12 protein-coding genes are annotated in these 13,088 nt (G+C 70.9%); 9 read left to right on the top strand and 3 right to left on the bottom strand.

Annotated elements, in window-relative coordinates; genetic code table 11:
- Nucleotides 1–136 precede the first annotated feature (136 nt).
- Both OG906_RS29875 and OG906_RS29880 read left to right on the top strand, forming a co-directional pair.
- On the top strand, nucleotides 137–1,039 hold the full coding sequence (locus tag OG906_RS29875) for an SIS domain-containing protein (protein WP_329447198.1): 903 nt from the start codon (nucleotides 137–139) through the stop codon (nucleotides 1,037–1,039).
- On the top strand, nucleotides 1,036–1,872 hold the full coding sequence (locus OG906_RS29880) for a class II fructose-bisphosphate aldolase (RefSeq protein ID WP_329447199.1): 837 nt from the start codon (nucleotides 1,036–1,038) through the stop codon (nucleotides 1,870–1,872). The genes OG906_RS29875 and OG906_RS29880 overlap by 4 nt, the downstream gene beginning before the upstream one ends.
- Nucleotides 1,873–1,926: 54 nt before the next feature.
- On the opposite strand, the gene OG906_RS29885 is transcribed toward OG906_RS29880, so the two are convergent.
- On the bottom strand, nucleotides 1,927–2,661 hold the full coding sequence (locus OG906_RS29885; protein ID WP_329447200.1) for a hypothetical protein: 735 nt from the start codon (nucleotides 2,659–2,661) through the stop codon (nucleotides 1,927–1,929).
- A 186-nt stretch (nucleotides 2,662–2,847) separates the two neighbouring features.
- On the opposite strand from OG906_RS29885, the gene OG906_RS29890 reads away from it, so the two are divergent.
- The gene (locus tag OG906_RS29890; RefSeq protein ID WP_329447201.1) at nucleotides 2,848–4,038 is read left to right on the top strand and encodes an acyl-CoA dehydrogenase family protein; all 1,191 of its coding nucleotides are present in this window, start codon (nucleotides 2,848–2,850) and stop codon (nucleotides 4,036–4,038) included.
- A 155-nt stretch (nucleotides 4,039–4,193) separates the two neighbouring features.
- Here the strand turns inward: OG906_RS29890 and OG906_RS29895 are convergent, their stop codons facing one another.
- Nucleotides 4,194–5,045 carry a LysR family transcriptional regulator gene (locus tag OG906_RS29895; RefSeq protein WP_329447202.1) on the bottom strand — a complete coding sequence of 284 codons (852 nt, stop codon included), beginning with the start codon at nucleotides 5,043–5,045 and terminating at the stop codon, nucleotides 4,194–4,196.
- Nucleotides 5,046–5,140: 95 nt separating this feature from the next.
- Between OG906_RS29895 and OG906_RS29900 the strand changes: the two genes are divergently transcribed.
- Nucleotides 5,141–5,872 (top strand): SDR family oxidoreductase, encoded by a 732-nt coding sequence (locus tag OG906_RS29900; protein WP_329447203.1) that lies wholly within the window; start codon nucleotides 5,141–5,143, stop codon nucleotides 5,870–5,872.
- A gap of 185 nt (nucleotides 5,873–6,057) precedes the next feature.
- On the opposite strand, the gene OG906_RS29905 is transcribed toward OG906_RS29900, so the two are convergent.
- Nucleotides 6,058–7,005, bottom strand: coding sequence for a methionyl-tRNA formyltransferase (locus tag OG906_RS29905; protein WP_329447204.1), 948 nt, complete (start codon nucleotides 7,003–7,005; stop codon nucleotides 6,058–6,060).
- 253 nt (nucleotides 7,006–7,258) lie between these two features.
- Between OG906_RS29905 and OG906_RS29910 the strand changes: the two genes are divergently transcribed.
- The 5 genes from OG906_RS29910 to OG906_RS29930 all read left to right on the top strand — a co-directional run bounded on the left by OG906_RS29910 (nucleotide 7,259) and on the right by OG906_RS29930 (nucleotide 13,088).
- On the top strand, nucleotides 7,259–8,626 hold the full coding sequence (locus OG906_RS29910) for a lysine N(6)-hydroxylase/L-ornithine N(5)-oxygenase family protein (protein ID WP_329447205.1): 1,368 nt from the start codon (nucleotides 7,259–7,261) through the stop codon (nucleotides 8,624–8,626).
- Between the two features lie 203 nt (nucleotides 8,627–8,829).
- Complete coding sequence (locus OG906_RS29915; protein WP_329447206.1) at nucleotides 8,830–9,888, top strand: FecCD family ABC transporter permease; 1,059 nt, start codon at nucleotides 8,830–8,832, stop codon at nucleotides 9,886–9,888.
- Nucleotides 9,885–10,946: a FecCD family ABC transporter permease gene (locus OG906_RS29920; protein ID WP_329447207.1), complete on the top strand. Its 1,062-nt coding sequence runs from the start codon at nucleotides 9,885–9,887 to the stop codon at nucleotides 10,944–10,946. Before OG906_RS29915 ends, OG906_RS29920 begins: the two co-directional genes overlap by 4 nt.
- Before the next feature lie 127 nt (nucleotides 10,947–11,073).
- Nucleotides 11,074–11,940, top strand: a complete 867-nt coding sequence (locus tag OG906_RS29925; protein WP_329447208.1) for an ABC transporter ATP-binding protein — start codon at nucleotides 11,074–11,076, stop codon at nucleotides 11,938–11,940.
- Between the two features lie 86 nt (nucleotides 11,941–12,026).
- Entirely contained in the window at nucleotides 12,027–13,088 is a 1,062-nt protein-coding gene (locus OG906_RS29930) for an iron-siderophore ABC transporter substrate-binding protein (RefSeq protein ID WP_329447209.1), read from the top strand.

Consider the following 13,088-nt stretch of genomic DNA (forward strand, 5'->3'; position numbering starts at 1 on the left):
CGAAGGGCCGTCCGTGCGGCCCCGGCGTCGAGGTTAACCCAGCAGCTCGCCGCCGTGGATGCTTGAAGTTGCGTGAAACTGCCCGCTACCTTGCAAGAAAACGCATCCACGAGCCGTCGCGTACCAGGGAGCCCGTATGAGTCACGTCGCGCAGGAGTTGGCCACACAACCCGAATGCTGGGAACGGGCCGCCGAACTGGCCACCACGCACCGGACCTCGCTGCCGCGACACGGGGAGCGCGTCGCGATCGTCGGCTGCGGAACCTCCTACTACATGGCCCAGGCCGCCGCCGTGCTGCGCGAGGAGTCCGGTCAGGGCGAGACGGACGCCTTCCCCGCCTCGGAGTTCCCGCGCCACCGCCGCTACGACCGCGTCGTGGCACTGACCCGCTCCGGAACCACCACCGAGGTACTGGACCTGCTGGCCGGTCTCCGGGACGCCGCGGTGGCGACCACCGCCGTCATCGGGGACCCGGCCACGCCCGTGACGACCCTCGCGGACGACCTCGTGGTCCTGGACTTCGCGGACGAACGGTCCGTCGTACAGACCCGCTTCGCCACCACCGCCCTCACCCTGCTGCGGGCCCACGTCGGCGCCCACGCCCCGGCCGTCGTCGCCGACGCGCGCACCGCGCTCGCCGAACCGCTGCCCACCGGACTGGAGACCCTCGACCAGTACACCTTCCTCGGCCGCGGCTGGAGCGTGGGACTCGCCCACGAGGCCGCCCTGAAGATGCGCGAGGCCTCCCTGTCCTGGGCCGAGTCCTACCCGGCCATGGAGTACCGGCACGGCCCCGTCAGCGTCACCGGCCCCGGCACCCTCACCTGGTCCCTCGGCGAGACCCCCGACGGCATCGCCGAACAGGTCCGCGGCGCCGGCGCCGCATGGGTGGAGGGCCGCCTCGACCCCCTCGCCGAACTGGTCCGCGTCCACCGGCTGGCGCTCGCCGTCGCCGCGCACCGACGGCTCGACCCGGACGCGCCCCGCAACCTGACCCGCTCCGTCATCCTCACCACGGGCCAGGAGGCGGTCCGATGACCCTCGTCCCCGCCGGCGGCCTGGTGGCGGACGCGGCCAAGGCCGGCCGCGCCGTCGCCGCCTTCAACATCATCACGCTGGAACACGCCGAAGCCGTCATCGCGGGCGCCGAGCAGGTGGGCCTGCCGGTGATCCTGCAACTCAGCGAGAACGCGGTGAAGTTCCGGGGCGGGCAACTGCTCCCCATCGCCCGCGCGGCCGTCGCCTGCGCGGAGGCGGCCGCCGTCCCCGTCGGGCTGCACCTCGACCACGTCAAGAGCTCCGAACTGCTGCGTCGGGCCGCGGACGCCGGCTTCGGGTCGGTGATGTACGACGCCGCGCAGTTGCCGTACGCCGAGAACCTGGAGGCCACTCGCTCCGCCGCCGACTGGGCCCACGCCAACGGGCTGTGGATCGAGGCCGAACTGGGGGAGGTCGGGGGCAAGAACGGGGCCGCGCCGCTGGACCCGCACGCGCCGGGCGCCCGTACCGACCCGGACGAGGCGCGACGGTTCGTCGCCGACTCCGGGGTGGACGCGCTCGCCGTCGCCATCGGCAGCAGCCACGCCATGACCAGCCGGACCGCCGTACTGGACCACGCGCTGCTCGCCCGCCTGGCCAAGACCGTGGACGTGCCCCTGGTGCTGCACGGCTCCTCCGGGCTCCCGGACTCCGAACTCGCGGCAGCCGTCGCGGGCGGCATCCGCAAGGTCAACATCGGCACCGCGCTGAACGTGGCGATGACGGACGCCATCCGCACCCACCTCACGCCCGCGGACCCGCGCCCCTACCTCACGGCGGCCCGAACGGCGATGGCGAAGACCGCCGCCGCCATGCTCACCGCCCTGAACTGAGCGCCGCCGCCCCGCTCGCGGGGCGGCGACCACCGCTGCCCGGCAGGACGCCGGTCAGCGCGGCAGCAACCGGGCCTGATGGCACTCGATGGCCGGCCAGCTCGCCTGGTCCACGCGGGCGCCCCGGGCCAGCGTCCGGGTGGCCTCGACCACGGCCAGGGCGCGCTCGGTTTGCAGGCACAGCGCGATGAACAGGGTCGCGCGCCGCCCGTCCCGCGTCTCGTCGTAGTACCAGTCGGCGCTCACCTGCCGGTCGGCCCCGGACAGGAACGGCCGTTGGAGGAAGTCCTGCACCTCCAACGGGAACTGGCCGAGGATCCCGCGCGCCTCCGGAGCGAGGTCGAGCCGCTCCACCGGCACCCCGGGCGGCGGGGGAGCGGCCGGTGCGGGGGTCTTGGGGCGGCCGACCTTCGGGGGCCGGTGGTCGAAGGAACGCCGCCGCAGCGAGCCGGGCTCCAGGCGGACCCGCTCACCCCGGTACTCGGGCACGCCCGCCCGGATGACCGGTGCGACGCGGCAGATCCCCCGCTCGCCGATCACCAGCGCCCTCGGGTGCCCGTTCGGCTCGGGGTACGCCCACCAGGTCAGGACCTTCCCCGCCTTCTCCAGCAGGGTCGCGGTCGTGGCGGCGGGGATGCGGTCCCAGCACTGCTGCCGGCCCGGCTGCTCCTCCTCGAACGGCAGCGCGCCCGGCTCGTGGATCTGTGTCACCCCCTCGGGACCGACCGCCGGGCGCTGTGGAGCCCGGTCGCGCCCGCCCATCTCCCGTAGCCATGCCTCGTGGTCCACGCATCCCCCCCGGACGGTCGAAGTCCCCTGATCCAAGGGGCCATTGTCGGGCAGGCGGGGGCTCGCTGTCAGCGGTCCGGCGCGGTCGCCGCAAACCCCGACCCGAGGACCCTTCCGGATTCTTGGAACAGGTTCTAGTCTGCCCTGCGCCAGTGACGACGGACCGCGAGACCTCCCGGAGGGCCCGTGCACCTCGAATACACGCCCGAGCAGCAGCGGTTGCGCACCGAGCTGCGCGCCTACTTCGCCGAACTGGTCCCGCAGGACGTCTACGCCCGCTACGAGGACCCGGCCGCGCAGAAGCGCTTCTACCGCGAGACCATCCGCCGGCTGGGAGCCGACGGATGGCTCGGCGTCGGCTGGCCCGAGGAGTACGGCGGACGCGGGATGTCCCCGGTGGACCAGTTCATCTTCTTCGACGAGGCCGCGCAGGCCGTCGTGCCGCTGCCGCTCATGGCGCTGAACACCGTCGGGCCGACCATCATGCAGTTCGGCACCGACGAGCAGAAGGCCTCCTTCCTCCCGAAGATCCTCGCCGGCGAGATCGACTTCGCCATCGGCTACAGCGAACCCGACGCCGGCACCGACCTCGCCGCGCTCAAGTGCAAGGCCGTCCGCGAGGGCGACGAGGACACCGGCACCTACGTGGTCAACGGCCAGAAGATCTGGACCACCAACGGCGACACCGCCGACTGGGTCTGGCTCGCCGTCCGCACCGACCCCGACGCCCCCGCGCACAAGGGCATCACCATGCTCCTCGTGCCGACCTCGGACCCCGGGTACTCCTGCACCCTCATCAACACGCTCGCCTCGCACGACACCACCGCGAGCCACTACGAGGACATCCGCGTCCCGGCGAGCCGCCGGGTCGGCCGGGAGAACAAGGGCTGGCGCCTGATCACCAACCAGCTCAACCACGAGCGCGTCACCCTCGCCGCCCACGGGACCATGGCCATCCGCGCCCTGCACGACGTCCAACGCTGGGCCGCGCGGACCCGACTCGCCGACGGGCGCCGCGTGATCGACCTCTCCTGGGTCCGCGGCAGGCTCGCCCGCACCCACACGCGGCTCGACGCGATGAAGCTGCTCAACTGGCAGATGGTGAACGCGGTGGAGGCCGGCACCCTCACCCCGCAGGACGCCTCCGCCGTCAAGGTCTACGGCTCCGAGGCGCGCCGCGACGCGTACGCCTGGCTCATGGAGGTGGTCGGCGCGGCGGGCTCCCTCAAGGACGGTTCCGCCGGGGCGGTCCTGCACGGCGAGCTGGAGCGCGGCTACCGCAGCGCGGTCATCTTCACCTTCGGCGGCGGCAACAACGAGATCCAGCGCGAGATCATCTCGTGGATCGGCCTCGGCATGCCCCGCGTCCGCCGCTGAACCTGTGACAACTGTTGTCCGTAGTCACAACCCCTGTGGCGAGGCTTTGCAGTCGGCGCTTCGGGAGCGATGGCCGGCACCGGCTGTTCATGCCGTGCAGGTCTCAGCGGGTGAGCCGGGCCACGCTGGGTGGAACCTGGCCAGGCATGGGGGAACTACCGCAGACGTGTCGCAGTGCGGACAAGGTCGGCGACGGCTCGGGACCGACTGTGCGGTGGCCAGGCGATCACGGTGGTGACTTTCGGCGCGTCCAGCACGGGCACGGCGGCGAGGTCACCGGGCAGTTGGGCTCGGCACGACTCCGGTGACACCGCGCACGCCCGGCCGAGCGCGACGAGCTGCAACAACTGCGCGTGGTCGCGGACTTGTGGGCCGGGGCCGGGCGGGTAGGTGCCGTCCGGGCCGGGCCAACGCGGTAGAGGAAGGCCCGGCAGCCCGGCGACGTCGGCCATGTGCACATGGGCCCGGACGGTGAGCGGATGCCCAACCGGCAGGACCACGACCTGGCCCTCCGTGCCGAGGACTTCGGAGTCGAACCCGGCCGTCGAGTCGAACGGCCGGTGCAACAGCGCCACGTCGGCCCGGCCCTCGCGCAGAAGCCGTTCCTGCTCGGCCGGGCCGCACAGGATGACGTCGACGGGGACCGCGCCGGGTTCGGCGGCGTACGCGTCGAGCAGTTCGGCCAGCAGTTCTCTGGACGCGCTGGCCTTCGTCACCAGGACCAGGCCGGGACGCCCGGTCGCGGAAAGGCCTGCGCGGCGGGTCCGGCGCTCGGCGGCGTGGACCGCGCCGAGGGCCGCCCGGCCCTCGGCCAACAGCACCGAACCGGCCTCGGTCAGCGTGACGGTGCGGCTGGTCCGATCCAGCAGCGTTACCCCGAGCCGGCGTTCGAGCTGCTGGATCGCCCGTGACAGGGGCGGCTGCGCGATCCCGAGCCGCTGCGCGGCCCGCCCGAAGTGCAGCTCTTCAGCGACCGCGACGAAGTAGCGCAGTTCCCGGGTCTCCATCCGGCCACGCTACCCCGGATCAATACCTGGACGGTATCGCTGTCCACCCCATCGGTCTTGGCCCCCCGCCGGGGTGCGAGTGCAGCATGGTTCCCATGAGCGAACGAACGATTGCGCTGGTCACCGGCGCGAACAAGGGAATCGGCCACGAGATCGCCGCGGGCCTGGGCGCCCTCGGCTGGAGCGTCGGCGTCGGTGCCCGAGACGATCAGCGGCGTGAGGCAGCGGTGGAGCACCTGCGCGCGGCCGGCGTCGACGCGTTCGGCGTACCGCTGGACGTGACCGACGACGCGAGCGTCACCGCCGCCGCACGGCTGATCGAGGAACGGGCGGGGCGCCTCGACGTGCTCGTCAACAACGCCGGCATCGCCGGCGGCATGCCGCAGGAGCCCACCCGAGCCGATCTCGCCACCATCCGGACGGTCGTGGAGACCAACGTGATCGGCGTCATCCGCGTCACCAACGCGATGATGCCGCTGCTGCGCCGCTCTGCGTCACCTCGGATCGTGAACATGTCCAGCAGCGTCGGCTCCCTCACCCGACAGTCAGGAACCGCCGCCGAGCAGACGGCGGGTCCCGTGGCCGTGGCGTACGCACCGTCCAAGACGTTCCTGAACGCCGTCACCCTCCAGTACGCCCGGGAGCTGCGCGGCACGAACATCCTGATCAACGCCGGCTGCCCCGGCTACGTCGCGACCGACCTCAACGGCTTCCGCGGCGTGCGCACCCCCGAACAGGGCGCGGCGATCGCCATCAAACTCGCGACCCTGCCCGACGACGGCCCCACCGGCCAGTTCTTCGACGACGCCGGCGTAGTGCCCTGGTGATGTGCACGGCGGTCACCACCCGCCGGGTGTCGTCCACCGGATGTGTACCGAAGTGCCGACCGGTCAAACCCCACCGCCGCGCGGGAAGGGGATCCGTGCGGCGGTGGGGGCCCGCCCGCCCCGGGACCGTCCGGGGCGGGCGGGGCGGGCGGGGGTCGCAGCGGCGGCAGGGGCTGCCCGTGGCGTCAGGGACGGCCCGTCAGGTAGCCGCCCATGGCCGTGAAGTATTCGGACGCGGGCAGCTCGCGGCCGTCCTCGGTCCGTACCCGGGTGACGGCCAGGCCGTGGTTGCGGCCCGTGCGCGCGTCGGCCCCGGCGACGATCACCACGCCCTCGCCCTCGCGGTAGAAGATCCGCCCGGGAGTGCCGCCGTACAGGCCCTCGGACACGACCGCGGAAAGTACCTCCAGGCGCTTGCCCTTGTGGAAGGTGAAGGCGGCCGGGTACGGCGCGCACTGGGCGCGGACCAGGCGCTCCAGGACCTCGGCGGGCCAGGTCCAGTCGATCCGGATGTCCTCCTCGGCCCGCTTGTGGAAGAAGGTGGCCTGGGACCGGTCCTGCTTCGTGAACTCGCTCTGCCCGGAGGCGATCAGGTCGAGGGCGCCGATGGTGACCGGGGCGATCAGGTCGACCGTCTTGTGGAACAGGTCCGTGGTCGTGTCCGTCGGGCCGACGGCGACCGAGCGCTGGAGGACGATGTCCCCGGCGTCGAGCACCTCGTCCATCATGTGCGCGGTGACGCCCACTTCGGGCTCGCCGTTGATGAGCGCCCAGATCAGCGGGGAGAAGCCGGCGTACTTGGGCAGCAGCGAGTCGTGCACGTTGAGGGTGCCGTGCCGCGGCAGGTTGTAGATGCGCGGCGGGATCCAGGTACGCCAGTTGTTGGCGACGAGGATGTCCGGGTCGGCCTCCTTGAGCAGCCGGAACAGCTCCTCGTCGTCGGGGCGGTTGCGGATGACGACCGGAACACCGTGTTCCTCGGCGAGCTCGGCGACCGAGTCGCTCCAGATCTTCTCGTACGCGTGCTCGCTCTTGGGGTGCGTCACGACCATCACGACGTCGTGCTCGGAGTCCAGGAGCGCCTTCAGGGTGCGATGGCCCCAGGTTTGGTAGCCGAACATGACGACCCGCATCGGGGTTCCTCCTAAGGTGAGCAGGGTAAGTAAAGCGAGCCTAACCTAACGATCCAACCAGCCTGTTTCTGGGCCCGATTGACCCGACTGAGGGTGGATTGACCGTTTTGTCAGGTCGACAGCAACCCTGGATCAGGTTAGCTTTACCTAAGTTCCACTGGGCTGCCGGTCACCGGCGTGCCCTGGACTCCCCTATTCCCCCACCCCCGACACGACGCCTGGCAGGCGGCTGTCCCGCACCAATGGGAGTGACATGTCACAGGCTCTTCCTGGCGACGCACCACTGATCCACGATCTGATCGGCATCGGCTTCGGCCCCTCGAACGTTGCCATGGCGATCGCTCTCAGCGAGCACAACGCGCGCGTCGGAAGGCAAGAGGCGGTCACCGCTCACTTCTTCGAGCAGCAGCCCCGCTTCGGTTGGCACCGCGGCATGCTCATCGACGACGCCACCATGCAAGTGTCCTTCATGAAGGACCTGGTGACGCTCCGGAACCCCACCAGCGAGTACAGCTTCCTCTGCTACCTGCAGAGCAAGGGCCGCCTGATCGACTTCGTCAATCACAAGAACCTGTTCCCGCTCCGCGTCGAGTTCCACGACTACCTGGAGTGGGCCGCGGCGAAGGTCGACGACATGGTCTCCTACGGCCACCAGGTCGTCTCCGTCGAGCCCGTGGTGCGGGACGGCGTCGTGGAGTACCTCGACGTGACGGCGCGCTCCGGTGACGAGGTCGTCGTGCACCGGGCCCGCAACCTCGTCATCGGAACCGGGCTGCGCCCCGTCATGCCGGAAGGCGTCGAGCGGACCGAGCGCGTCTGGCACAACTCCGACCTGCTGTCGAAGGTCGAGGGTCTGGAGGGCGACGAGCCCACCCGCTTCGTCGTGGTCGGCGCCGGCCAGAGCGCCGCCGAGAACGTCGCCTACCTGCACCGCCGCTTCCCGCAGGCCGAGGTGTGCGCGGTCTTCTCCCGCTACGGCTACAGCCCGGCGGACGACAGCAGCTTCGCCAACCGCATCTTCGACCCCGAGGCCGTGGGCGAGTACTACTCGGCGCCCGAGGACGTCAAGCAGCGGCTCATGGGCTACCACGCCAACACCAACTACTCCGTCGTCGACATGGACCTCATCGACGACCTGTACCGGCAGGCGTACCGCGAGAAGGTGCTCGGCGCCGAGCGGCTCCGCTTCCTGAACGTCTCGCGCCTGACGGGCGTGGAGGAGACGGCCGACGGGGTCCGCGCCACCATCAAGTCCCTCGTCAGCGGGGAGGAGAACCTGCTCGACGCCGACGTCGTGGTGTGCGCCACCGGGTACCTCCAGGCGGACGGCCTCGGCCTCCTCGGCGAGGTCGCCGACCGGTGCCACCGCGACGACCAGGGCCGCGTCCGGGTCGAGCGCGACTACCGCGTGGCGACCGACCTCGACCTGCGCTGCGGCATCTACCTGCAGGGCGGGACCGAACACACCCACGGCATCACCTCCTCCCTGCTGTCCAACACCGCGGTGCGCGTCGGCGAGATCCTCGACTCGATACTCGACCGGGGCCTCAAGGCGCTGACCGACGAGGCCGGCCCGGTCACCGGGGCGACCGCCGCCGACGTCCGCCAGCCGGCCGTCTGACCACCCGGTCCACCCACCCACTGCCGTGCCTGTGGTGCCCTCGCACCGACAGGCACGGCAGCACTGTGCACGCAGCAGATCCACGAAGAAGGTCCGCCGTGCCCCCGGTACCCGCCGCCGCACCAGCGGTCCGCCCGCCCGCGGGCGCGAGGTGCCAGGGCGGCCGGCGTCCGCGCCGGATGCAAGGGATAACCTACGTCGACATGGCCACGACTACAGTTGAACGCCCGGCGCCCTCCCGCGTCGCGGGAGCCCGGCAGCGCAGGCTCGTGGGTCTGGGCGCCCTCGTCGCGGTCCTCGTGGTGGTCGCGATGGTCTCCCTCGCCGTCGGCGCGCGCGCGTTGAGTCCCGCCGAGGTGTGGCACGGACTGTTCACGCCGCCGGAGCCCGGTCAGAAGGTCTCGGACACCAGACTCATCATGCAGACCGTACGGGTGCCCCGGACGGTGCTCGCGATCGTGGCCGGCATCGCCCTGGGCGTCGGCGGGGCGCTGATCCAGGGCTACACGCGCAACCCCATCGCCGACACCGGCCTGCTCGGGGTGAACACCGGCGCCTCGTTCGCCGTCGTCTCGGCGATCTCCCTGTTCGGGTTCACCGACCCGTTCCAGTACGTCTGGTTCGCCTTCCTGGGCGCCGCGATCGCCGGCGTCGTGGTGTTCGGACTGTCGAGCATCGGCCGGGGGGCCGGCAATCCGCTGACGCTCGCCCTGGCCGGCCAAGGGGTCACGGTGTTCCTCATGGCGATGACGACGGCGGTCGCGCTGTCGGACAAGGCGGCACTGAACGCCCTGCGGTTCTGGAACGCCGGCTCGGTGGCCGGTGTCCACTTCGACGTCATCTGGCCGGTGACCCTCTTCATCGTGGTCGGGCTGGTGTTGGCCCTGGCCACGCTGCCCTCCGTCAACCTGCTCAACCTGGGTGACGACGTCGCGCGGGGACTGGGCGTGAACATCGCGCTCGTCCGCACCGTCGGCATCCTCGCCATCACCCTGCTGGCGGGCGCGGCCACGGCGGCGTGCGGCCCCATCGCGTTCCTCGGACTCATGGTGGCGCACCTGGCCCGGTACCTGGCCGGCCCCGACTACCGTTGGCTGGTGCCGTACGCGGGTCTGCTCGGCGCAGTCGTCCTTCTGGTCTGCGACATCGCGGGCCGCGTGGTGGTGCGGCCGGGGGAGTTGGACGCCGGCGTCCTCGTCGCCCTCCTCGGCGCCCCCTTCTTCGCGGTCCTGGTGTGGCGGGGAAAGTTCAAGAGCGCATGAACGTGACAGTGGTGAAGCGGCCGGTGACGCCGGGTCTGAGGCTCGGCCGCGTGTCGTTCGTCTGGCGACCCAGGATCGCGCTGGTCACGTTGGCGTTGGCGGTGGCGGCCTTCCTGGTGTTCTGCCTGTCCATCGCGGTGGGGGACTTCCCCCTCGCCCTGCCCCGGGTCATCGCCACGCTGTTCGGCGGGGGCGAGCAGGTCGACCAGTTCGTGATCATGGACCTGCGCATGCCGCGGGCCGCGGCCGGCCTCGTCGTGGGGATCGCGCTGGGGGTTTCCGGGGCGATCACGCAGTCCATCGCGCGCAATCCGCTGGCCAGTCCGGACATCCTGGGCATCACCGGGGGCGCCAGCGCCGTCGCGGTGTTCCTGGTGACGGTGTCCGGTGGGGCCGCCGCCGCGGTCACCGGCTCCGTCGGGCTGTCCGGGGCGGCGCTCGCGGGCGGTTTCGCCACCGGGCTGCTGGTGTACGTCATGGCGTGGCGGCGCGGCATCGACGGCTTCCGGCTCATCCTCATCGGCCTCTCGGTCAGTGCCGTGATGGAGGCGATCACCACCTGGCTGCTGGTCACCGCCGACATCCGGGACGTGGCGCGCGCCCAGGCGTGGTTGGTCGGCTCCCTGGACAACCGGTCGTGGGACGCGGTCGGGGTGGCCCTGTGGGGCACGCTCGCCGTGATGGCCGTCGTGGTCTGCGTCGGCTTCCAGTTCAAGCCGATGCACTTCGGCGACGACGTGGCCGCGGGCCTGGGCGTCCGGTACGCACTGGTGCGGGCGGTCATGCTGCTGTGCGCGGTGCTCCTGGCCGGATTCGCGGTGAGCGCGGCCGGGCCGGTCCCGTTCGTCGCCCTGGTGGCGCCGCAGGTGGCGATGCGTTTGACCAAGTCCCCGACACCGCCGATGGTGGCGGCCGGCCTGACGGGCGCGCTGCTGCTCATCGGATCGGACCTGGTCGCCCGCACCGCGCTGCCGGTCTCCCTGCCGGTCGGCGTGGTCACCGCCGCGATAGGCGGCCCCTTCCTCGTCTACCTCCTGGTGCGGGCCAACCGCCGCTAGGCCGTCTCCTCGAAATTCCGTCGGTCGGACCCGCGGCGTCGGGTGCGCCGCGGGCCTCACCTGCGCCGCTTTGACGGCAGGGCCCGGGTGATACAAAGATTAGGTAAGCCTAAATTTAGGGGAGGGCATGGTCGTTCAACGCGTCACCGAGATCGAGACCGGGATCGATGACATCCCGCGGTTGGCAGCCAAGGGCGTCACGGTCGGGTACGGGGACCGGATCGTCATCGACGCACTGGACGTCACGGTCCCGGCGGGGGTGGTGACCACCATCATCGGCCCCAACGGATGCGGCAAGTCCACCCTGTTGCGCACCCTGTCGCGGCTCCTCAAGCCGACCGCGGGCTCGGTCGTGCTGGACGGCGAGGACATCGCCGGGCTCAGGACCAGGGATGTGGCCAAGAAGCTCGGTCTGCTGCCCCAGGCGCCGGTCGCGCCGGAGGGCCTGACCGTGGCGGACCTGGTCGCCAGGGGGCGGCACCCGCATCAGAGTTGGCTGCGGCAGTGGTCCTCCGACGACGCCTCCGTCGTGGAGCGCGCACTGGCCATGACCGGGGTGGCCGACCTGGCCGACCGCCCCGTCGACTCGCTCTCCGGGGGTCAGCGTCAACGCGTCTGGATATCGATGACCCTCGCCCAGGGCACCGATCTGCTCCTCCTCGACGAGCCCACCACCTACCTGGACCTGGCGCACGCCATCGACGTGCTCGACCTGGTCGACGACCTGCACGAGTCGGGATGCACCGTGGTCATGGTGCTCCACGACCTCAACCTGGCCACGCGCTACAGCGACAACCTGATCGTGATGAAGGCGGGTTCGGTCCTGGCGCAGGGTCATCCGCGCGATGTCGTGACCGCCGAGTTGCTGCAGGAGGCGTTCGGTCTGCGGGCGAAGGTGATGGACGATCCGGTGGGCGACCGGCCGCTGATCGTGCCGATCGGCCGCACCCACGTCCAGAGTTCGGGCCACCGGAATGAGTTGCCCGCAACTTAGGCTAGGCTTACCTCACTCCCCCGGGGTACGGTTTGGCTGCCTCGAGTGGGGCCGCAGCGGACAGCACGAAAGCAAGGGATTTCCGAATGCTCCTCGACAGAACCACACGTATGAAGCCCTGGCAGCGGCTGGCGGCGACCGTGTCTGCCGCGGCCCTCGGTGTAGGCCTCCTCGCCGGCTGCGGTTCCGACTCGGCCGACAAGGCCGACAAGAAGAACGACGGCGCCGACACCCCGGCCGCCGCCGGTGCGTTCCCCGTCACCGTCGAGCACGCCTTCGGCACCACCAAGGTGGAGAAGGCCCCCCAGCGCGTCGTCTCCGTCGGCTACACCGACGACCAGACGATCCTGGCGTTCGGCATCAAGCCGGTCGGCATGGTCGACCAGTACCCGAACCCGGCGGGCAAGACCCCCGACATCAACACGCAGTGGCCCTGGGTGAAGGACAAGTGGGGTGACGCGAAGCCCGAGGTCATCATGAACAACGGTGACACCGGCCCCAACTTCGAGAAGATCGCCGCCCTGCGCCCGGACCTGATCATCGGTGTCTACTCCGACATCGACCAGGCCGCCTACGACAAGCTCAGCAAGATCGCCCCGACGGTGGGTCGCACCAAGGCCGAGAAGGAGCCCTTCAGCGCTCCGTGGCAGGACAACGCCCTCCACATCGCCAAGGCGCTCGGCAAGGCCGACGAGGGCAAGGCGATGGTCCAGGGCATCACGGACAAGCTCGCCGCGGCCAAGAAGGCGCACCCCGAGTTCGCCAACCAGACCGCCGTCGCGCTGTCCTGGTACAAGGACTCCGTCGCGCCCTTCACCACCACCGACGTGCGCGGCCAGCTCCTGACCGGCATGGGCTTCAAGGGGCAGACCGAGATCGACAAGATCGCGGGTGACAAGTTCTACACCCAGCTCTCCCCGGAGCGCACCGACCTCGTCGACGTCGACCGTGTCTTCGTCATCAACGACAAGGCGGACATGGACGCACTGAAGAAGTTCGACCTGTTCACCAACCTGAAGGTCGCGAAGGACAACAAGGTGTCCTACCTGCTGGACAGCGAGGGCCCGGCGGCCGGCGCGGCCATCTCGCAGGCCACCCTGCTCTCCATGCCGTACGCGATCGACGAGCTCGTCAAGTCGGTCGGCTAG

This window comes from Streptomyces sp. NBC_01426 (assembly GCF_036231985.1).
Lineage (GTDB): Bacteria > Actinomycetota > Actinomycetes > Streptomycetales > Streptomycetaceae > Streptomyces.